Below are 20,495 nucleotides of genomic sequence, written 5' to 3' on the forward strand. Positions count from 1 at the left end.
CTTGACAGGGCCCGATGTGTTATGCGTCGCCGCCCGCGGCCCCCGGGTCGGCCGCCGACACGTCGAGCAGCTGGTACCGGTCGATGGCCTGCTTGAGCACCGACCGGTCGACCTTGCCCTCGCGGGCCAGCTCGGTCAGCACCGCCACCACCACCGACTGCGCGTCGATGTGGAAGAACCGGCGGGCCGCGCCCCGGGTGTCGGCGAAGCCGAAGCCGTCCGCGCCGAGCGACTGGTACGTCTGCGGCACCCAGCGCGCGATCTGGTCCGGCACCGACCGCATCCAGTCGGAGACGGCCACGACCGGTCCCTGCGCGTCCGCGAGCTTGCGCGTCACGTACGGCACCCGCTGCTCCTCCTCCGGGTGCAGCAGGTTGTGCTCCTCGCAGTCCACGGCCTCGCGCCGCAGTTCGTTCCAGGAGGTCGCCGACCAGACGTCCGCCTTGACGTTCCACTCCTCGGCCAGCAGCTTCTGCGCCTCGATGGCCCAGGGGAGCGCCACACCGGACGCCAGGATCTGCGCCGGGATCGAGCCGGCCGTGCCCGCGCTGAAGCGGTACAGGCCCTTGAGGATGCCCTCGACGTCCACGTCGTCCGGCTCGGCGGGGTGCTGGATCGGCTCGTTGTAGACGGTCAGGTAGTAGAAGACGTCCTCGCCGTGCGGGTGCTCGGGCGAGCTGCCGTACATCCTCCTGAGCCCGTCCTTCACGATGTGCGCGATCTCGAAGCCGAAGGCCGGGTCGTAGGCCACGCAGCCCGGGTTGGTCGAGGCCAGCAGCTGCGAGTGGCCGTCGGCGTGCTGCAGGCCCTCACCGGTCAGGGTGGTGCGGCCGGCGGTCGCGCCCAGGACGAAACCGCGCGCCAGCTGGTCGGCCATCTGCCAGAACTGGTCACCCGTGCGCTGGAAACCGAACATCGAGTAGAAGACGTAGACCGGGATCAGCGGCTCGCCGTGCGTGGCGTAGGCCGAGCCGGCGGCGATCAGCGAGGCCGTGCAGCCCGCCTCCGAGATGCCGTCGTGCAGCATCTGGCCGTTCGGCGACTCCTTGTAGGCGAGCAGCAGATCGCGGTCGACCGACTCGTACTGCTGGCCGAGCGGGTTGTAGATCTTCGCGCTCGGGAAGAACGAGTCCATGCCGAACGTGCGGTACTCGTCCGGCGCGATCAGCACGAACCGCTTGCCGATCTCCTTGTCCCGCATGAGGTCCTTGAGGAGCCGCACAAAGGCCATCGTCGTCGCGATGGACTGGTTGCCCGAGCCCTTCTTCACGGTCGCGTACGTCTTGTCCTCGGGCAGTGGGAGCGGCTTGGAGCGCACCACGCGCGTCGGGACGTAACCGCCGAGGCCCTGGCGGCGGTCGTGCATGTACTGGATCTCCTCCGAGTCCCGGCCCGGGTGGTAGTACGGCGGCACGCCGGACTCCAGCTCCTTGTCCGGGATCGGCAGGTGCAGACGGTCGCGGAAGCGCTTGAGGTCGTCGACCGTCAGCTTCTTCATCTGGTGCGTGGCGTTGCGGCCCTCGAAGTTCGGGCCCAGCGTCCAGCCCTTGATCGTCTTGGCGAGGATGACCGTCGGCTGGCCCTTGTGCTCCACGGCCGCCTTGTAGGCCGCGAAGATCTTCCGGTGGTCGTGACCGCCGCGGCCCAGGTGCAGGATCTGGTCGTCGGTCATGTTCTCGACCATGGCGCGCAGCCGGTGGTCGTCGCCGAAGAAGTGGTCGCGGATGTACGCGCCGGTCTCCGTGGCGTACGTCTGGAACTGCCCGTCCGGCGTGGTGTTCATCTTGTTGACCAGCACACCGTCGCGGTCCTGGGCGAGCAGCGGGTCCCAGGTGCGGTCCCAGACCAGCTTGATCACGTTCCAGCCGGCGCCGCGGAAGATCGACTCCAGCTCCTGGATGATCTTCCCGTTGCCGCGCACCGGGCCGTCCAGGCGCTGCAGGTTGCAGTTGACGACGAACGTGAGGTTGTCCAGGCCCTCGCGGGCGGCGATGGACAGCTGGCCCAGCGACTCCGGCTCGTCCATCTCGCCGTCGCCGAGGAACGCCCAGACGTGCGACCTGGAGGTGTCGGCGATGCCGCGCGCCTCCATGTAGCGGTTCATGCGCGCCTGGTAGATCGCGCCGATCGGGCCGAGGCCCATCGACACCGTCGGGAACTCCCAGAAGTCCGGCATCGACCGCGGGTGCGGGTACGACGACAGCGCGTGCGGCGCCCTGGACTTCTCCTGGCGGAAGCCGTCCAGGTGCTGCTCGCTGAGCCGGTCCAGCAGGAAGGCGCGGGCGTAGATGCCGGGGGAGGCGTGCCCCTGGAAGAAGACCTGGTCGCCGCCGTCGCCCTCGTCCTTGCCGCGGAAGAAGTGGTTGAAGCCGACGTCGTAGAGGGACGCGGAGGAGGCGAACGTGGCGATGTGGCCGCCGACGCCGATGCCCGGGCGCTGGGCGCGGGAGACCATCACGGCCGCGTTCCAGCGGGTCGCGTTGAGGATCTTGCGCTCGATCTCCTCGTTGCCCGGGAAGAACGGCTCGCTCTTGGTGGGGATGGTGTTGACGTAGTCCGTGCTGCGCATCTCCGGCACGGCCACGCGCTTCTCGCGGGCCCGCTCGATCAGCCGCAGCATCAGGTAGCGGGCGCGTTCCCGGCCGCGCTCGTCGACGGCGGCGTCGAGGGAGTCGAGCCACTCCTGCGTCTCTTCGGGGTCGAAGTCAGGAACCTGACTCGGAAGGCCGCCAATGATGATCGGGTTGCGATCGGATGCGGAAGCCACGCTGTTCCTTACCTGTCAGAGGGCCTGCGAGGGCCGCTGTTTCGCTGTCGTCGCCGGGGCGTCGTCGCTGGGGGGCGCGCCGCTCCCCATGGTCCACCTCGCGGCCGTCAAACGTCATCTCTACCGGGCGGTAACCCAGACGTCAGAACGACTCCGTGACGTATGGGGCGAATACCTTCGAGTCTCGTACCCACAGACGATTCCCAAACGCCCAAACGGGGCAGAAAGGTGTGGTGTGCGTCACCTGGGACCACGATGGTGTGCCTGGAGTTGCGGTGACACCGCCAGGATCGTCACCGTTTCGGCGGTCTGAACGGCCGGGTACTTGCGCGATCGGTCCCGCCCGTGTGGACTACGGCCAATGCTTCGCGCACGCGCGTGGCTGAGATATTCCCAAAACATGATCAGGAGGCAACCCGTGAGCGCGACCGCGGACCACGCGGAGGAGCGGACGAACCCTGCCGCCAGGCTGGGGTTCCAGCCCGGGCAGGTGGTCCAGGAGATCGGCTACGACGACGACGTGGACCAGGAACTCCGCGAGGCCATCGAGGGCATCGTCGAGGGCGACCTGGTGGACGAGGACTACGACGACGTGGCCGACGCCGTTGTGCTGTGGTTCCGTGACGACGACGGCGACCTGACGGATGCGCTGGTCGATGCCACCACGTACATCGAAGAGGGCGGCGCGATCCTGCTCCTCACGCCGAAGACCGGCCGTTCGGGGTACGTGGAGCCGAGTGACATCTCGGAAGCCGCCACGACCGCCGGCCTGACGGCGTCCAAGAGCGTCAGCGTCGGCAAGGACTGGAGCGGGAGCCGCCTGGCGACACCCAAAGCAGCCAAGTCCAAGCGGTAACCGTACGGAACGTACGCATCGCACGGACCGGGCGGGCCGACGCCGTCGGCCCGCCCGCAGGCGTGTGCGGGTTCCTGCGTAGGGTGGACGTCCCACCGGAACCGCCCCACGAAAGGACACCGCGACGATGGCGATCCAGGTCGGCGAGAAGGCACCCGACTTCGAGCTCAAGGACAACCACGGCAGGACCGTGCGGCTGTCCGGCTTCCGCGGTCGGCGGAACGTGGTGCTGCTCTTCTACCCCTTCGCCTTCACCGGCGTGTGCACCGGCGAGCTGTGCGAGCTGCGCGACAACCTGCCCCAGTTCTCCGACCGCGACACCCAGGTGCTCGCCGTCTCCAACGACTCCATCCACACCCTGCGCGTCTTCGCCGAGCAGGAGGGCCTGGAGTACCCGCTGCTGTCCGACTTCTGGCCGCACGGCAACGTCTCGCGCGCCTACGGCGTCTTCGACGAGGACAAGGGCTGCGCGGTGCGCGGCACCTTCGTCATCGACAAGGAGGGCGTCGTGCGGTGGACCGTCGTCAACGGCCTGCCGGACGCGCGCGACCTGAACGACTACGTGAAGGCGCTCGACTCCCTGTGACGCCACCTCGGGCGTTCCGCGCTCGACACCCGCTGAAATGTCGGCTCCAGGGCCTGCGAGGGGCGGGAACCCGTCACTAGGATCGACTCGTTGATCCGACATCCGAGCACAACGGGGCATCCCGCCCCTGGACACCAATGGAGGACTCGTGGGAGTCAGCCTCAGCAAGGGCGGCAACGTATCGCTGACCAAGGAGGCGCCGGGCCTGACCGCGGTCATCATCGGTCTGGGGTGGGACGTCCGCACCACGACCGGCACCGACTTCGACCTGGACGCCAGCGCGCTGCTGCTGAACAGCTCCGGCAAGGTCGCCAGCGACGCGCATTTCATCTTCTTCAACAACCTCAAGAGCCCGGAGGGCTCCGTCGAGCACACCGGTGACAACCTCACCGGTGAGGGCGAGGGCGACGACGAGCAGATCAAGGTCGACCTGGCCGGCGTCCCGGCCGACGTCGAGAAGATCGTCTTCCCGGTCTCCATCTACGACGCCGAGACCCGCCAGCAGTCCTTCGGGCAGGTCCGCAACGCGTTCATCCGTGTCGTCAACCAGGCCGGCGGCGCCGAGATCGCGCGCTACGACCTGTCGGAGGACGCCTCCACCGAGACCGCCATGGTCTTCGGTGAGCTCTACCGCCACGGCGCGGAGTGGAAGTTCCGCGCCATCGGCCAGGGCTACGCCTCGGGCCTGCGCGGCATCGCGCAGGACTTCGGCGTGAACGTCTGAGCCGTTCGACGGGCCCCGGCGAAGGGGCTCCGGGTCCTTCTGTCCGGCGCCGCACGGTTTACGTGCGGCGCCGGACGTGCAGGACCACCTCAGTAACACCACCCGGGGAGGGACATCAGATGGGCGTCACGCTTGCCAAAGGGGGCAATGTCTCCCTGTCCAAGGCCGCACCGAACCTCACTCAGGTGATGATCGGGCTCGGCTGGGACGCGCGCTCCACCACCGGAGCCCCGTTCGACCTGGACGCCAGCGCGCTGGTGTGCAGCGGCGGCCGGGTGCTCGGGGACGAGTGGTTCGTCTTCTACAACCAGCTCAAGAGCCCGGACGGTTCGGTCGAGCACACGGGCGACAACCTCACCGGCGAGGGTGACGGCGACGACGAGTCGCTGCTGATCGACCTCTCCAAGGTGCCGGCCCAGTGCGACAAGATCGTCTTTCCGGTCTCGATCCACATGGCCGACGAGCGCGGCCAGACCTTCGGCCAGGTCAGCAACGCGTTCATCCGCGTCGTGAACCAGGCAGACGGCCAGGAACTGGCCCGTTACGACCTCAGCGAGGACGCCTCCACGGAGACCGCGATGATCTTCGGAGAGGTCTACCGGTACCAGGGGGAGTGGAAGTTCAGGGCCGTGGGCCAGGGGTACGCGTCCGGTCTGCGGGGGATCGCCCTGGACTTCGGGGTCAACGTCTCGTAACGCGATATGAGCAAAACGCGGGGTCCCCTGGGGTACGGAGGGGGCCCGACTAGACTTCGGCTTCAAAAGTTCGTAAAGCCGGGTACGGCGTGGGGGAAACCCTCCCCCAGACTCCGTCTGGGAGGTACCCCCGACACACGATTGGGTAGCCAGTGGTTCTGAAAACCTTCGGGTGGTCGTTCGCGGTCACCGCGCTCGGCCTGGTCGCAGCGGTCTTCTACGGAGGGTGGACCGCGTTCGGTGTCGTAGCGATCCTGTCCATCCTCGAGATCTCGCTGTCCTTCGACAACGCGGTGGTCAACGCCGGGATTCTGAAGAAGATGAATGCCTTCTGGCAGAAGATCTTCCTCACCATCGGCATCCTGATCGCCGTCTTCGGCATGCGGCTGGTCTTCCCCGTCGTGATCGTCGCCGTCAGTGCCCAGCTCGGGCCGATCGAGGCCGTCGACCTGGCGCTGACCGACAAGGACCGCTACCAGGAGCTGGTGACCGACGCGCACCCGTCGATCGCGGCCTTCGGTGGCATGTTCCTGCTCATGATCTTCCTGGACTTCATCTTCGAGGACCGGGACATCAAGTGGCTGGGCTGGCTGGAGCGCCCGCTGTCCAAGCTCGGCAAGGTCGACATGCTGTCGGTCTGCATCGCCCTGATCGTCCTGCTGATCTCCTCGATCACCTTCGGCGCCCACGCCCACCAGCACGGCGGCACCCACGCCGACAAGGCGGAGACCGTCCTGCTCTCCGGCATCGCCGGTCTGATCACGTACATGATCGTCGGCGGGCTCTCCGGCTACTTCGAGGACAAACTCGAAGAGGAGGAGGAGCGCGAGCACGAGGCCGAGGAACAGGCCGAGCGCGAGGGCAAGCCCAAGTCGGCGGTGAGGCTGGCCGGCAAGGCCGCGTTCTTCATGTTCCTCTACCTGGAGGTCCTGGACGCCTCGTTCTCCTTCGACGGCGTCATCGGCGCCTTCGCCATCACCAACGACATCGTGCTGATGGCCCTGGGCCTGGGCATCGGCGCCATGTACGTGCGGTCGCTCACGGTCTACCTGGTCCGCCAGGGCACCCTCGACGACTACGTCTACCTGGAGCACGGCGCCCACTACGCCATCGGCGCCCTCGCCATGATCCTGCTGGTCACCATCCAGTACGAGATCAACGAGATCATCACCGGCCTCATCGGAGTCGTCCTGATCGGCGCCTCCTTCTGGTCCTCGGTGCGCCGCAACCGCGCCATCGCGGCAGCCCAGGGAAAGGCCGGCTCGGACGACAAGACTGAGGTCTCGTCCGGGGTGTGACGCCCCTCCGGGTGAGGAACGCTCTCGACGGGGCGGCCACCGAGGTGACTCCTCGGCGGCCGCCCCGTCGGTCGTCAAGGGCCGCGGGCACGGCGGTGACCCGCGGCTCCCAAAAAAACATGGGGGCGGAATGGGCCTGTTCGACGGACTCAGGCGCGGCACCGTGCAGTTCGACTCGGGTGACGCGTCGACCAACGCGATCGAGCTGACCAAGCGGCGCGCACAGATATCACTCACCAAGCAGGACGCGGCCACCGGCCATCTGCGCGTGAACCTCAGCTGGCGGATGCGCACCTCCGACATCGGCGGCTCCCAGCGCGAGAGCCTGCTGCGGCACCCCTTCCGGGCGCTGAAACCACCGGAGGTCATCGGCCACAGCCAGAGCATGGTCAACGTCGACCTCGACCTGGGCTGCCTCTACGAGCTCCAGGACGGCACCAAGGGCGTCGTCCAGCCGCTCGGCGGCTACTTCGGCGACGTCAACGCCCCGCCGTACGTCAAGCTCAGCGGCGACGACCGCTTCGGCTCGGGGTCCGGCGAGACGATGTACATCAACCTCGACCACCGCGACAGCATCAAGCGGCTCCTGGTGTTCGTCTACATCTACGACCAGACGCCCGCCTTCGACCGCGCCCAGGCCATCGTCACCCTCTACCCCAGCAACGGCCCGCGCATCGAGATCCACCTCGACGAGCGCCAGCCGCAGGCCCGCTCCTGCGCCGTCGTCATGATCGAGAAGGTCAAGGACGAGATCGTCGTCCGCCGCGAGGCCAGGTTCGTCTACGGCTTCCAGGCGGAACTGGACCGGCTGTACGGGTGGGGGCTGCAGTGGGGGCGGGGCTACAAGTCCAAGGTGGGCCGCTGAGCCCGTGGGGCCGGCGGAGCCCTTCGGGACGGCCCGGCGCCGGGGCGCTCAGCGGCCGATGAACTGCGGGCCCTGCGGGGGCAGGCGGAAGTCCGGGTCGGGGGCCGCGGTGACCGGCTGCGGGTAGCCGTAGCCGGACTGCGCGCCCGCCGCGCCCGCCGTCGCCGGTGCCTGCGGGTAGCCGTAGGCGGGCCGGCTCGCCGGCTGCGGGTAGCCGTACGCCGGCTGCGTCGCCGGAGGCTGCTGAGCCGGGTAGCCGTACCCGGACTGCGCGGGCACCGCGGTCGGCTGCTCCGGCGGCAGCGGCCGGGACACCTCTGCGGAGGACTGCGACGCGGACGCGGGCTGCCGCGGGCCGGGCTCGGTGGCCGCGGGCCGGGCGGAGCCGGCCGTGGTGGGAGGCGCGGGCACGGTGGTGGTCGCCGCCTCCGCCGACGCCGCGGCCTCCGACTCGTCCACGGAGATGCCGAAGTCGGTCGCTAGCCCCTTCAGCCCGTTCGAGTAGCCCTCGCCCAGCGCCCGGAACTTCCAGCCCTCCCCGCGCCGGTACAGCTCGCCGCAGATCAGCGCGGTCTCCTCGCCCGTCTCCGGCTTGACGTCGAAGTAGGCCAGTGCCTCCGTGCCGGCGTCCGCCGCGTCGTACAGCAGGATGCGCAGTTCCCTCACGCGGTCGAAGGCCACGCCGTCCGCCGACGCGACCAGCAGGATCCGGCTCACTTCCGGCTCGACACCGGTGAGCTCCGTCTGGATCGTGTCGGTCAGGCCCTCGGCAGCCCGCTTCTTGCCGAGCCGCCACACCTTCCCGGAAGGGTGCCGGGGCTGGTTGTAGAAGACGAAGTCCTCGTCGGAGCGCACACGACCGTCGGGGCCGAGGAGCAGCGCGGAGGCGTCGACGTCCGGAACCCCCTGCCCGGGTGTCCAGCGCAGCACGGCGCGCACCGTGGTGGCTTCCAGCGGGACGTTCGACCCCTTCAGCATCGCGTGCGTCATGCGGTCATCCTGCCTTCTCGGTCCTGCTCACGACAACGCGGGGTGCCGGGGGCCACGAGCGGCGCGGACGGCCGCCGGGGACTACCGTCGTCATGGCCGGGTACTGGCTGTGATTGCCCGCGTTACCTGAAATTCATGCCTGACGGGAACCTCCGACATGGACTTCTACGTACTATTACCGGCCAGCTTTCGTCGATTCGCAGGTCGCGCAACCACCACGGGGGAGTTCCATGCGTCATTTCGGGCACATCGCCCCTGAGGTGCGGAAGCGTCTCTTCCACCGGGAGCCGTGCGTGTTCACCGCCGACTCCCCGGCCCGGCTGCTCGCGGCGGCCCTGGGCGCCACGCTCTACAGCCCGGCCACCCGCCCCCGCCTCGCCGACGACGTCCTCAAGCAGGCCGGGCGCGGCGTGGTGTCGATGGTGATCTGCCTGGAGGACTCCATCGACGACGCGGACGTGGGCCCCGGCGAGGAGAACCTCGTCCGCCAGTTCACCGCGCTCGCCGGTCTCCCGGACGCGGATCTGCCGCTGCTGTTCATCCGGGTTCGCGCCCCCGGGCAGATACCCGACCTGGTGCGGCGGCTCGGCCCCGCCGTCCGCCTGCTGTCCGGGTTCGTGCTGCCGAAGTTCACCGAGGAGCGCGGCATTCCGTTCCTGGAGGCCCTGGCGACGGCCGAGGCCGAAAGCGGACGTCGTCTTTTCGCCATGCCGGTGCTGGAGTCCCCCGAGCTGCTCTACCGCGAGTCGCGCGTGGAGACCCTGGAGGGCATCTCCCGCGCGATCGACAAGTACCGCGACCGCGTCCTCGCCCTGCGCCTGGGCGTGACGGACTTCTGCTCGTCCTACGGGCTGCGCCGGGGCCCCGACATGACCGCCTACGACGTGCAGATCGTCGCCTCGGTGATCGCCGACGTGGTGAACATGCTGGGCCGCGCCGACGGCACCGGCTTCACCGTGACGGGGCCGGTGTGGGAGTACTTCCGGGTCCAGGAGCGCATGTTCAAGCCGCTGCTGCGGCAGAGCCCCTTCTTGGAGGTACAGGCCGCCGAGCTGCGCGCGCAGCTGATCGAGCACGCCATGGACGGGCTTTTGCGGGAGATCTCCCTGGACCAGGCCAACGGCCTGCTGGGCAAGACCTGCATCCACCCCTCCCACGTGCTGCCGGTGCACGCCCTGTCGGTCGTCAGCCACGAGGAGTTCTCGGACGCCCGGGACATCCTGCGGCCCGAGCGCGGCGGCGGGGGTGTGCTGAGATCGGCGTACACGAACAAGATGAACGAGGTGAAGCCGCACCGGGCCTGGGCGGAGCGGACGCTGCTGCGCGCCGAGGTTTTCGGCGTGGCCAACGAGGACATCGGCTTCGTGGAGCTGCTCGCGGCGGGCCTGCCGAGCTGAGTCCTCGAGTCCGGTACACCGCTGAGCGCGACGCAGGGAATCCATGGAGAAGGCAGTGAACGAGGGGCCGCACCACGAGGGGCGCGACGGTGTCTGGTCGGGCAGCTGGGTCGCCGAGCGGCTCGGGGTCGAGCTCGCCGGTGACGAGCGGCTGACCGGCCTGCTGGGACTGGCGCTGCGCCGGAACCCCAAGCGGGCGCACCTGCTGGTGTCGAACGTGCTGGGCAAGCACGTGCCGCAGGCGCCGTCCGTGGTCCACGGCCACGGGCTCGCGCTCGGCCGCCGGGTGCGTGAGCTGCTGGGCGACGAGGAGGCCCGTGCCGCGGTCGTCCTGGGCTACGCGGAGACCGCGACCGGCCTCGGCCACTCCGTCGCCGACGGCCTCGCGCTCGCGCCCTACCTGCACTCCACCCGCCGCCCGGTCGACGGTGTCGCCCCGGCCGGCGGCTTCGAGGAGTCCCACTCGCACGCGACCTCGCACCTGCTGCTGCCCGAGGACCCCGCGCTGCTCGCGGGCGACGGGCCGCTGGTCCTGGTCGACGACGAGTTCTCCACCGGGAACACGGTGCTGAACACCGTGCGCGATCTTCATGCGCGGTATCCGCGGCGGAGGTACGTCGTGGTGGCGCTGGTGGACATGCGGTCCGCCGCCGATGCGGGCCGGCTGGAGGACTTCGCCCGTGAGATCGGCGCACGGGTGGATCTCGTGGCAGCGGCTTCGGGGACTGTGCGGCTGCCGGAGGGGGTGCTGGAGAAGGGGCAGGAGCTGGTGGCGCGGTACGAGTCGCGCGGTGCCGGTGGGGGTGCGGCGCCGTCGTGGTCGCTCGGGCGGTTCCCCGCGCCTCTTGAGGGCGTCGCCGACACGCCCCTTTCAGGTGTGCGGGGAACTGCGCGACCAGCCCCCACCGACCCGCACCCGGACCACGACGGCACCGGCCCCCACGCCACCCGCGTCGACCTGCACTGGCCCCCCGGCCTGCCGGACGGCGGCCGGCACGGGTTCACCCCCGCCCACCGGGAACGCCTGGAAGCAGCCCTGCCCGGCATGGCCGCCCGGATCGCCGGGGCCCTGCCCGCCGGCGCCCGGCGCGTACTCGTCCTGGGCTTCGAGGAGCTCATGTACGCCCCGCTGCGGCTCGCCGAGGCCCTGGAGCGGACCACGGACGCCGAGGTCCGCTACTCGACCACCACGCGCTCGCCCGTCCTCGCCGTGGACGACCCCGGCTACGCGATACGCACCCGCCTGGCCTTCCCGGCCCACGACGACCCCGCCGACGGACCCGGCGAGCGGTACGCCTACAACGTCGCCGGTGCCGGTTTCGACGCCGTCGTGGCCGTCGTCGACTCCGTCGCGGACACCCCGGCGCTGCATGCCCCCGACGGGCTGCTCGCCGGGCTCGCCGCGCACACCCCGCGGGTCGTCCTCGCCGTCGTGCCGTCGTACGTCCCCGAGACCCCGCACGCCCCCGAAAGGCCCTCCATGCTGCCCGAGCCCCTCCGCGGCCCCGCCTTCTCCTCGTATGCGCCCGAGGAGGTCGGCTGGCTGCTCCAGGACCTCTCGGACGTGACCCTGGAGGCGCCGACCGAGGAGCGCGAGGAGTCGATCCAGAGCGGCGGCGCGCACTACGCCGAGTCGCTGCCCGTGGAGTACCAGCCGAGCGAGCAATACCAGGAGCTGTTCCACGCCGCGCTCAAGACCTCGGCGGCCCGTATCGCCCGGGCCGTCGGCGTCGTCACCGAGACGGTCCTCGCCGAGCGGTCCCCGCGTCCGGTCCTGGTGTCCCTGGCCCGGGCCGGCACGCCCGTCGGCATCCTCATGCGCCGCTGGGCCCGGCACCGGCACGGCCTGGACCTGCCGCACTACGCCGTGTCGATCGTGCGCGGCCGCGGCATCGACGCCAACGCGCTGCGCTGGCTCGCCGCGCACCACGACCCCCGGGACGTCGTCTTCGTCGACGGCTGGACCGGCAAGGGCGCCATCACCCGCGAACTCGCCCAGGCGCTGGAGGAGTTCGAGAAGTCCGACGGCATCACCGGCTTCGACCCGGAGATCGCGGTCCTGGCCGACCCCGGCTCCTGCGTACGCACCTACGGCACCCGCGAGGACTTCCTCATCCCCTCCGCCTGCCTCAACTCGACCGTCTCCGGCCTGATCTCGCGGACCGTGCTGCGCGCGGACCTGGTCGGGCCCCACGACTTCCACGGCGCGAAGTTCTACCGCGAACTGGCCGCCACCGACGTCTCGGTGGCCTTCCTCGACGCCGTCTCCGCCCGCTTCCCCGAGGTCGCGGACGCCGCCTGCGCCCAGGCCAAGGAGCTGCTCGCCGCCGACCGCTCGCCCACCTGGGAGGGCTGGGCCGCGGTGGAGCGCATCAGCGAGGAGTACGGCATCCACGACGTCAACCTCGTCAAGCCCGGCGTCGGCGAGACCACCCGGGTGATGCTGCGCCGGGTGCCCTGGAAGGTCCTGGCACGCGCCGGGGCGGGCAGCGACCTGGACCACGTCCGCCTGCTGGCCGAGCAACGCGGGGTGCCCGTCGAGGAGGTGGCCGACCTGCCCTACACCTGCGTCGGCCTGATCCACCCCAAGTACACCCGGGGCGCGACCGGCGCCGACGGCAAGGCGGTGACGCTGTGATGCCCGTCCTCGTCGCGAGCGACCTCGATCGCACCCTGATCTACTCCGCCGCCGCGCTGGCACTGACCATGCCGGACGCGCGGGCACCCCGGCTGCTGTGCGTGGAGGTGCACGAGAGCAAGCCGCTGTCGTACATGACCGAGACGGCGGCGGGTCTGCTGACCGAACTGGGCGACGCGGCCGTGTTCGTGCCGACGACGACCCGGACGCGCAAGCAGTACCAGCGCATCAGCCTGCCCGGTCCCGCGCCCACGTACGCGATCTGCGCGAACGGCGGCCACCTCATGGTGGACGGTGTCTCGGATCCCGACTGGCACGCGCAGGTGACCGCACGGCTGGCCGACCAGTGCGCGCCCCTGGCCGAGGTGCAGGAACACCTGCTCAGGGCCGCCGACCCGGTGTGGGTGCGCAAGCACCGCGTCGCCGACGACCTCTTCGCCTACCTCGTCGTCGAACGGGAACTGCTGAGCGAGGACTGGGTGAAGGAACTCGCCGTGTGGGCGGAGAACCGCGGCTGGACCGTGTCCCTCCAGGGCCGCAAGATCTACGCCGTGCCCAAGCCGCTCACCAAGAGCGCGGCCATGCGCGAGGTCGCCCGCAGGACGGGCGCCTCGCTCACCCTCGCCGCCGGGGACTCGCTGCTCGACGCCGACCTGCTCCTCGCGGCGGACCGGGGCTGGCGCCCGGGCCACGGGGAGCTGGCCGACACGGACTTCACGGCCCCCGCGATCAGGGCGCTCACCGAGCGTGGCGTCCTCGCCGGGGAGCGGATTCTGCGGGAGTTTCTGGGGGCAGTGCGGGGCGCCTGAGAACGCGGGTGTCCTGGTCGTCGTGCGGGTGCGGCCGCGCGGTGGCTCGTCGCCCAGTTCCCCGCGCCCCTTCGGGGCGCGTCCCCTTGGGGCGCCGTCGCAGCCGTACCGCGACGAAGGCCACCGCTGCCAGCGCCACCACAGCCAGGACCACCTTGGAGTAGGTGGAGACGATGTCCGACACCGTGTGCCAGTTCGCGCCGAGGAAGTAGCCCGCCAGCACGAACACCGTGTTCCAGATCGCGCTGCCCAGGGTGGTCAGCCCCAGGAACACCGGCAGCCGCATCCGTTCGACTCCCGCCGGCACGGAGATCAGACTGCGGAAGATCGGGATCATGCGGCCGAAGAACACGGCCTTGGTGCCGTGCTTGAGGAACCACGCCTCGGTCTTCTCGATGTCGGAGACCTTCACCAGCGGGAGCCGGCGCGCGACGGCCACCGTACGGTCCCGGCCGAGCAGCGCCCCGACGCCGTACAGCGCCAGCGCGCCGATCACCGAGCCGGCCGTGGTCCACAGCAGGACGGCGAGCAGGCTCATCCGCCCGCTGCTCGCGGCGAAGCCGGCCATGGGCAGGATCACCTCGCTGGGCAGCGGCGGGAACAGGTTCTCCAGGGCGATGGCGAGACCGGCACCCGGCGCGCCCAGCGCGTCCATGAGGTCGTTGACCCACTGCGGTCCGGCGTCCGCGGCGATGGCTGTCATGCCGCCACGCTAGGCAACCGGACCTGAAGGGATCCTGAGGAAGGCGTCAGCCGCAGCAGCCGCCCCCGCAGCAGCCGCCCCCGCCGCCGCCCGCGCGCGGGGCCGGGGCGGAAGCGGACGCCGAGCCGCCCACCGCGACGGTGGACAGGAGCTTCACCGTGTCGTCGTGGCCCGAGGGGCAGGCCGCGGGAGCGGAGGACTGGGCCATGGGGCGGCTGAGTTCGAACGTGTCGCCGCAGGTACGGCAGCGGTACTCGTAGCGAGGCATGGGCACAGGTTAACCGGCGCGCTCAGTGGCCCGCCGCGCCCCGTTCCTCACGGATCAGGGTGACCACGTGCGCCACGTCCTGGCGTACCGCCTCCGTCTCCGTGAGGAAGTGCCAGTAGTCGGGGTGGCGGCCGTCCAGCGTGGTGACGGCGCGTTCCAGGCGGGACACCGCGTCGTCCAGGGGGCGGGCGTGGCGCGGGTCGGGGGTGTTGCGGCCGGCCATGGCGAGGCGCTGGGCGTCGCGGATGGCGAAGCGGGTGCGCTCGATCTCCTGCTGGGGGTCCTTCTGCACGGCGTTCAGGCGGTGCAGGCGGTCACCCGCGGCCGAGACGGCCTCGTCGGTGGTGTTCAGCAGGGCCCGTACGGTCGACAGCAGGGCGGTCGCGTCCGCCCAGCGCTGCTCGTCGCGGGCGGCACGGGCCTCGGCGAGCTTCGTCTCGGCCCGGCGGACGTTCTCGGCGGCCGTGTCGGGGACCTTCTGCAGGTCCTGCCAGCAGGCGGCGGTGAAGCGGCGGCGCAGCTCGCTGAGGATCGGGTCGACCTGCTCGGTGCGGGTGGTGAGCGCCTGGGCGCGGGTGCGCAGGGAGACGAGCCGGTGGTCGATCTCGGCGGCCCGCTCCGGCAGCCGCTCGGCCTCGACCCGGACCGCCTCGGCCCCGCGGGTGACGCGCTCGGCACGCTCCAGGGTCTGCGGTACGCCGTGCTGGCCGGCGCCCTGGTTCAGCTTCGTGAGCTCGGGGGAGAGGGCGGCGAGACGGGCGGCGAGGTCGTCCGCCTTCAGTCCGGTGGCGCGGACGGAGTCCAGGGCGTTGGAGGCGGCGAGCAGGGCCTGGCGGGCGCGCTCGACCGCGGGCGCCAGGCGGGCCAGCTGGGTCTCGGCCTTGCCGAGCAGGGGACCCAGACCGGCGGCGAACCGGTCCAGCTCCTGCTTGACCCGGCCGAGCTCCTCCTTGGCCGCGGTCAGCTCGCCGCGGGCGCGGGTGGCCGCCGAGGCCTCCAGGTCGTCGCGGTCGAGGTCGTGGGCGTCGACGGCCTCGATGTACCGGTGGCTCGCCTCGTCGATGCGCCGGCCGAGGGCGTCGAAGTCGCTCACGGCCCGCCGGGCGGCGGGGGAGTCGTCGACGGCGGTGATCGTCTCGATGGAAATGCGCAGGTCGCGCTGGGCGGTGTCGAGCTCGTAGAACGCGGCCGCCGCGGCGTCCTTGGCGGCCTGCGCCTCGGCCCGCTGGTTCTCGGCACGGCCGCCGAACCAGCGGCGGGTGCCGCCGCCGGCGAAGGCGGCGGGCAGCGCCAGCGCGGCCAGCAACGGCAGGGTGACCAGGGCGAGCGTGTCGCGGAGCGGGCCGGGTCCGCGGGTGAGGCGGTGGCGCGGACGGCGTGCGCGCGACACCGACGGCGAGTACGGCTGCGCTGGTGTCGCCGTCACATCCCTCTCCCGTGCTGTGGTCCACCCTGCCCGGTGTCATTCTCCCACCGGTAGAGGACGAACACACGGGCCGGTCAGTTCGCCGTTCGGACCGTCACTTTGCCGTCGCCGGTGCGGGCGGACACCACGTGGGCGCTGCTCGCGTCGCGGGGCACGGACACGTCGACTCCGCCGTCACCCGTCTCGGTGGTCACGCGGTAGGTGGCGCGGGGCAGGGCGATGGTCACGGAGCCGTCCCCGCTGCGGGAGTCCACCCGGTCGGGCACGGCGCCGAGTTCGAGGCGGACCGAGCCGTCGCCGGTGTGAGTGCTCACCACGCGGGAGGCGACGTCCGCCCGGATCGAACCGTCGCCGGTGCGCATGCGCAGCGGGCCGGTGGCGTCGGAGACACGGATCGATCCGTCGCCGGTGCGCACCTCCAGGGGGCCGGTGGTGTCGGTGACCCGGACGGAGCCGTCGCCGGTGCGGATGTTCAGCGGGTCGCTGAAGCCCCGGGCGCGGACGCTGCCGTCGCCGTCCTGGACGTTCACGGCGATGCCGCGGGGCACCTCGATGCGGTGCCTGGCCGAGCAGTCGGCGACGAAGCCGGAGCACTTCAGCCGCAGGACCAGCCGGTCGTCCCGCATGGTCCAGGTGACGTCGGGGTCCTCGCCGAGGACGACCGAGCCCTGGAACCAGCGGGTCACCTCGATGCGGCCCGCCGGGTCGCCGTCCGCGGCGACGATCTCCAGGGCCGAGTCGTCGGAGTCGACGGTGAGGGTGCGGCCCTGGAGCGCGAAGGACCGGCGGTCGGGTTCCTTGTCGTCCCCGGCGGAGGCTCCGCAGGCACTGAGCCCGGCGACGAGCACGACGACGGCACCGGAGGCGGCGGCCGTGCGGGCGCGGGTGGTGCGGGTGGTGCGGGTGGTGCGGGTGGTGCGGGCCATGGTGGTCTCCCCCTGGACGGACGACGGGCGCTCTCGGGCGCTCTACGACCGTAGGGATCCGGGCCCCGCCGGGGGATCCGGGCGGCTCCCGGATCAGGGGTGGGGTTAACCCCCGGCGGGGCGGGCGATACGGGTTTGCGGGACCGGGCCCGGGGCAATGTAGGCTGTCGACTCGTCCTGGGCGCGTGCCCGGGAGCCGGGTGCGTAGCTCAGGGGTAGAGCGCCTGCCTTACAAGCAGGATGTCGGCGGTTCGAAACCGTCCGCGCCCACCGCGCCGAACAGCAGGTCAGAGGCCTCCCTGGGTTCTTCCGGGGAGGCCTTCTGCGATGGCACGGGGTGCGGCTCCGCACGGAGGGTCGGGTTCACCAGTGGATGCGCTGCCCGTCCGGCGTCACGGTGACGGTGAGTTGCTCCAGCGCCGGGGCGCCGGCCTCGTTCCAGCGGCTGAACTGTTCCTCCACGGCGTCCCACAGCGGCTCAGGGCCGCCCTGCCGGACGAGCCACCGTCCGTCGTCCTGGAACACCGCGGCCCACGAACCGGTCTCGACGTCGAGGAGGACCTCCTCGGTCCCCCCGTCCCTCTCCAGCGTGAGCCGCTGGGCGCCCGGCACGGCGAGCTGCACGACGAACCCGGACGCCCAGTTGCCCAGCACCTCTGTGCCGACGGCGGTCTCGCGTTCCTTGCCGTCCCCAAGGTCGGGGAGCAGCCCGAGCGGTGGTGGCAGATGCGGGCGGGCGAGCATGAACGACACGCCGCCGCCCAGCAGGGGCCCGGACGCCGTACCGTCCTCCCGGACCGTGAGGCGGGCGAGCTCCGAGGAGCCGAGCCAGCCGCCGATGGTCGCCAGGATCAGACCGCCCGGCCGGGTCTGCTCGACCCACTGGGGCGGCACGGTGCGCACGCCGCACGTGGCGATCACCCGGTCGTAGGGTGCGCCCGCGCCGTGGCCGAGGAGGCCGTCACCGGTCACGAGCGTGGGGAACGTGCCGAGGCGGCCGAGGGCCGCCCGGGCCCGGGCGGCCACGTCCGGGTCGAACTCGACGGAGGTGACGTTGTCCTCGCCGAGGCGCGCGCAGAGCAGGGCGGTCGAGTAGCCGGTGCCGGTCCCGATCTCCAGCACCCGGTGCCCGTCCTCGACCTGGAGGTCCTCCAGCATGCGCAGTACGAGGGACGGCAGGGTGCTGGAACTGGTCGGCTCCCGCGCGATCCGGCCGCGGATGTCCTCGGGCACGATTGTGCCGGCGATCTGGGTCACCAGCGACTCGTCGGTGTAGCAGCCCTCCAGCCAGCCGGGTTCTCCTCGCCGCACGGGCTGCCAGGCGGTGCAGTCCGAGCAGTGTGCGCGGCGGAAGAAGCCGCCGCGCAGGAACTCGTGGCGGGGGACGGCCGCGGCGGCCCGCTTCCACGGCTCGGTGCGCAGGCCGCCGGTGGACGTCATCCGATCGAGGAGCAGCCGGTGGAGGTGGGCTTCTTCGGTCACGATGTCCTCTCCAGGAGGTCGGCCAGGGCGGCGGTCATGGGCAGGCCGGTCTCGGTCTCCAGCCAGTGCCACTGGCCGGAGGGGTTGCACTCCAGGAACCACCATCGGCCGTCCTCGCCGACGGCGAAGTCGAAAGCGCCGAAGACGAGCCGGAACCGGTCCATGTAGCGATGGAGCGCCCCGCGGATGCCGGGCGGTGCCTCGACGGGGGCGTACGTCAGCCGGCTGTAGTCGGTGCGCCAGTCGAGGAGGTCGGAGTCGATGCGGACGCAGAACACCTGGTCGCCGATGACGGTCACCCGCACGTCGGCGCTCTTGCGGACGCGTCGCTGGAACAGGTGGGCCGTGCCGGCGACCGTGTCGTCGATGTTCGCCTCGGAGACCTCGGAGACCTCCACCACGGAGGAGACGCCGTCCACCAGGTAGACGGGATTCGACAGCGGCTTGTGAATCACGGGCCCATACGCCTTGATGAACTGCCGGGCGGCATCGGGGCTGGACGTGATGAGGGTGGGCGGCACCGCAAACCCGGCCTCGACCGCCGTGGCGAGGCCGGCCGGTTTGAACTCGGCGTCCCCGATGCGGTGCGGGTGGTTGACGTACAGGCAGCCGGGCAGGGACGCCAGAACCCCACCCAATCCGTACCGGGCCTGCGTGACGGCGAACCGGGCGTCCTGCTCGCCGAGGTGCGGGAAGGCGAAGCCGGTCGGCCGGCGGTAGTAGAGAGAGCGGACGTCCGCCAGATCGGCGGTCCGGGACGGCGTGATGAGGCAACCGTGCAGGCCGCGCTCGTCGATTTCGGCCTCGACCGACAGTGTTGCGGGGAAGTCTCCGGAGTCGAGCCGCACAACCGGGACGGCCCGGTCGTGCAGCTCGCGGATCACCACGTCGGCGGTGGGGTCGTGCAGGCTGGTGACGACCAACACCGGTGACTCGCTCACTGGTCGGTGTCGTTTCCGGTGTCGGTGTCCCCGCCGCCCTGGCCGTCGGGGCTGGTGCCCGTCGCCGGGTTGGTGCCCGTGCTGGTGCCGTGCTTGCCCATCTCCAGCAGCTGGTCGGCGTCGTCGTAGAACACTGCGGTCTGCGTTGCCGGGTCCAGGGCCGCGCGGGCGTACGCGGGGGCCATGGTGGGGTAGGGCGTCATGCGGCGCAGCCCCCACGGGCGGGCGGTGACGAGGCCCTGCGGGAGTGCCGGGCTCGTGGGCAGACGGTCAGAGCGAACGAACATGCCTCTCCTTGTGTCGGTGTGGTGGAGCGTGGGTGGCCCGCGCCGGCGCTCGACCCGTCCAGGGTTGGGGGCCGGGGCGGGAGTATGTGCTGGCCGAACCCGTACCGCGGCTACTGGCGGGGTCGCTTGGGGCAGCAGGGGGCGCAGGCGTACACCTCGACGTCGAGCTTGTGGGCGCCGATCGCACCGCGGGAGATGCCCGCGCTGATGCCGCCCTTGTTCAGCGAGGCGCCGCACCAGCAGCACGCCCAGCCCTGGTACTGGCGATACGTCAGCTGGGTCGCGGGCGGCGGAGTGGGGGTCATGGCATGGTGTTGCTGCCGAGCCTCGGCCCGAAGGCGTCGGCCAGAGCCGCGGTGAGTGCGGCCGGGTCGGTCAGCCAGTCGCCTTCGCCGGGGCACATCCGCCAGTGCGGGCCTGGGCCCGAGGTGCGCCGCGCGGGCGGGATGGGTGCAGCGGCCCCGCCAGGAAACGCCTCAGTGTTCTCCACCGTCCAGCCGGTGGCGGTGCCGGTGGGCACAAAGAAGTACAGCGAGGCCCGGACCGGGTCGTCCACGACGGCGCCCGCGCGGGTGCCCAGGATGCTCATCGCAGCGAGACCAAGCTGCCGAGGGACGCGGATGGCGTCCATCGAGAGGCTGTCCGGTAACGGCGTGGTCGTCGGCATGGTGGGCTCCTTGGCACCAGAGGTGATCAGGTGCGTACAGAGTGGCCCTCCTTCCGTCACAGTCCAAGGACTTCGAGAGGTCTCTTGTCCGGCGGAAAGAGGGCTTCTACTCCGCCGAAGGGGTGACGGCTGGTCAGTTGGAGGACTTCCCGCAACACTTGCGGAAGTAC

At 71.1% G+C, this 20,495-nt stretch carries 20 protein-coding genes and 1 tRNA gene; 10 read left to right on the forward strand and 11 right to left on the reverse strand.

Annotation, left to right across the window (positions count from 1 at the left end; translation table 11 throughout):
* Positions 1-19: 19 nt before the first annotated feature.
* Positions 20-2,767: a pyruvate dehydrogenase (acetyl-transferring), homodimeric type gene (gene aceE / locus ACPXCS_RS18580; RefSeq protein ID WP_425945179.1), complete on the reverse strand. Its 2,748-nt coding sequence runs from the start codon at positions 2,765-2,767 to the stop codon at positions 20-22.
* 418 nt (positions 2,768-3,185) lie between these two features.
* Here aceE and ACPXCS_RS18585 point away from each other — a divergent pair, with 418 nt between their 5' ends.
* From ACPXCS_RS18585 to ACPXCS_RS18610, 6 genes are all read left to right on the forward strand, one after another.
* Complete coding sequence (locus tag ACPXCS_RS18585; protein WP_010048512.1) at positions 3,186-3,623, forward strand: DUF3052 domain-containing protein; 438 nt, start codon at positions 3,186-3,188, stop codon at positions 3,621-3,623.
* A 127-nt stretch (positions 3,624-3,750) separates the two neighbouring features.
* Positions 3,751-4,209: a peroxiredoxin gene (locus ACPXCS_RS18590; RefSeq protein ID WP_425945180.1), complete on the forward strand. Its 459-nt coding sequence runs from the start codon at positions 3,751-3,753 to the stop codon at positions 4,207-4,209.
* 148 nt (positions 4,210-4,357) lie between these two features.
* Entirely contained in the window at positions 4,358-4,933 is a 576-nt protein-coding gene (locus ACPXCS_RS18595; protein WP_425945181.1) for a calcium homeostasis/redox stress adaptation protein, read from the forward strand.
* 119 nt (positions 4,934-5,052) lie between these two features.
* Positions 5,053-5,628 carry a TerD family protein gene (locus tag ACPXCS_RS18600; RefSeq protein ID WP_425945182.1) on the forward strand — a complete coding sequence of 192 codons (576 nt, stop codon included), beginning with the start codon at positions 5,053-5,055 and terminating at the stop codon, positions 5,626-5,628.
* Between the two features lie 152 nt (positions 5,629-5,780).
* Positions 5,781-6,926 (forward strand): DUF475 domain-containing protein, encoded by a 1,146-nt coding sequence (locus ACPXCS_RS18605; protein ID WP_425945183.1) that lies wholly within the window; start codon positions 5,781-5,783, stop codon positions 6,924-6,926.
* Between the two features lie 130 nt (positions 6,927-7,056).
* Entirely contained in the window at positions 7,057-7,791 is a 735-nt protein-coding gene (locus ACPXCS_RS18610) for a TerD family protein (protein WP_425945184.1), read from the forward strand.
* Positions 7,792-7,839: 48 nt separating this feature from the next.
* Here the strand turns inward: ACPXCS_RS18610 and ACPXCS_RS18615 are convergent, their stop codons facing one another.
* Positions 7,840-8,781: a TerD family protein gene (locus ACPXCS_RS18615; RefSeq protein ID WP_425945185.1), complete on the reverse strand. Its 942-nt coding sequence runs from the start codon at positions 8,779-8,781 to the stop codon at positions 7,840-7,842.
* Positions 8,782-9,011: 230 nt separating this feature from the next.
* On the opposite strand from ACPXCS_RS18615, the gene ACPXCS_RS18620 reads away from it, so the two are divergent.
* From ACPXCS_RS18620 to ACPXCS_RS18630, 3 genes are read left to right on the forward strand one after another with little or no spacing between them, the layout of a single operon-like run.
* Positions 9,012-10,178 (forward strand): HpcH/HpaI aldolase/citrate lyase family protein, encoded by a 1,167-nt coding sequence (locus ACPXCS_RS18620; RefSeq protein ID WP_425945186.1) that lies wholly within the window; start codon positions 9,012-9,014, stop codon positions 10,176-10,178.
* A 43-nt stretch (positions 10,179-10,221) separates the two neighbouring features.
* A complete protein-coding gene (locus ACPXCS_RS18625) occupies positions 10,222-12,816 on the forward strand; it encodes a phosphoribosyltransferase (RefSeq protein ID WP_425945187.1) in 2,595 nt (864 codons plus the stop codon).
* On the forward strand, positions 12,816-13,625 hold the full coding sequence (locus tag ACPXCS_RS18630; RefSeq protein ID WP_425945188.1) for an HAD family hydrolase: 810 nt from the start codon (positions 12,816-12,818) through the stop codon (positions 13,623-13,625). The genes ACPXCS_RS18625 and ACPXCS_RS18630 overlap by 1 nt, the downstream gene beginning before the upstream one ends.
* On the opposite strand, the gene ACPXCS_RS18635 is transcribed toward ACPXCS_RS18630, so the two are convergent.
* From ACPXCS_RS18635 to ACPXCS_RS18650, 4 genes are all read right to left on the reverse strand, one after another.
* Positions 13,555-14,328, reverse strand: coding sequence for a DedA family protein (locus tag ACPXCS_RS18635; RefSeq protein WP_425945189.1), 774 nt, complete (start codon positions 14,326-14,328; stop codon positions 13,555-13,557). The genes ACPXCS_RS18630 and ACPXCS_RS18635 overlap by 71 nt on opposite strands.
* Before the next feature lie 46 nt (positions 14,329-14,374).
* Positions 14,375-14,596, reverse strand: a complete 222-nt coding sequence (locus ACPXCS_RS18640) for an FmdB family zinc ribbon protein (RefSeq protein ID WP_425945190.1) — start codon at positions 14,594-14,596, stop codon at positions 14,375-14,377.
* 22 nt (positions 14,597-14,618) lie between these two features.
* Positions 14,619-16,022 (reverse strand): hypothetical protein, encoded by a 1,404-nt coding sequence (locus ACPXCS_RS18645; RefSeq protein ID WP_425945191.1) that lies wholly within the window; start codon positions 16,020-16,022, stop codon positions 14,619-14,621.
* A 74-nt stretch (positions 16,023-16,096) separates the two neighbouring features.
* Positions 16,097-16,948: a DUF4097 family beta strand repeat-containing protein gene (locus ACPXCS_RS18650; RefSeq protein WP_425945192.1), complete on the reverse strand. Its 852-nt coding sequence runs from the start codon at positions 16,946-16,948 to the stop codon at positions 16,097-16,099.
* A 198-nt stretch (positions 16,949-17,146) separates the two neighbouring features.
* Between ACPXCS_RS18650 and ACPXCS_RS18655 the strand changes: the two genes are divergently transcribed.
* Positions 17,147-17,218 (forward strand) — tRNA-Val (locus tag ACPXCS_RS18655).
* A 93-nt stretch (positions 17,219-17,311) separates the two neighbouring features.
* On the opposite strand, the gene tgmC is transcribed toward ACPXCS_RS18655, so the two are convergent.
* The 5 genes from tgmC to ACPXCS_RS18680 form a co-directional block, all read right to left on the reverse strand.
* The gene (gene tgmC / locus ACPXCS_RS18660; protein WP_425945193.1) at positions 17,312-18,430 is read right to left on the reverse strand and encodes an ATP-grasp peptide maturase system methyltransferase; all 1,119 of its coding nucleotides are present in this window, start codon (positions 18,428-18,430) and stop codon (positions 17,312-17,314) included.
* Entirely contained in the window at positions 18,427-19,371 is a 945-nt protein-coding gene (gene tgmB / locus ACPXCS_RS18665) for an ATP-grasp ribosomal peptide maturase (RefSeq protein ID WP_425945194.1), read from the reverse strand. Before tgmB ends, tgmC begins: the two co-directional genes overlap by 4 nt.
* Positions 19,368-19,658: a putative ATP-grasp-modified RiPP gene (gene tgmA, locus ACPXCS_RS18670; RefSeq protein WP_425945195.1), complete on the reverse strand. Its 291-nt coding sequence runs from the start codon at positions 19,656-19,658 to the stop codon at positions 19,368-19,370. Before tgmA ends, tgmB begins: the two co-directional genes overlap by 4 nt.
* Before the next feature lie 110 nt (positions 19,659-19,768).
* Positions 19,769-19,963: a hypothetical protein gene (locus ACPXCS_RS18675; protein WP_425945196.1), complete on the reverse strand. Its 195-nt coding sequence runs from the start codon at positions 19,961-19,963 to the stop codon at positions 19,769-19,771.
* Entirely contained in the window at positions 19,960-20,325 is a 366-nt protein-coding gene (locus ACPXCS_RS18680; protein WP_425945197.1) for a hypothetical protein, read from the reverse strand. The genes ACPXCS_RS18675 and ACPXCS_RS18680 overlap by 4 nt, the downstream gene beginning before the upstream one ends.
* Positions 20,326-20,495: the final 170 nt, after the last annotated feature.

This window comes from Streptomyces sp. DT190 (genome assembly GCF_049846985.1).
Taxonomy (GTDB): domain Bacteria; phylum Actinomycetota; class Actinomycetes; order Streptomycetales; family Streptomycetaceae; genus Streptomyces.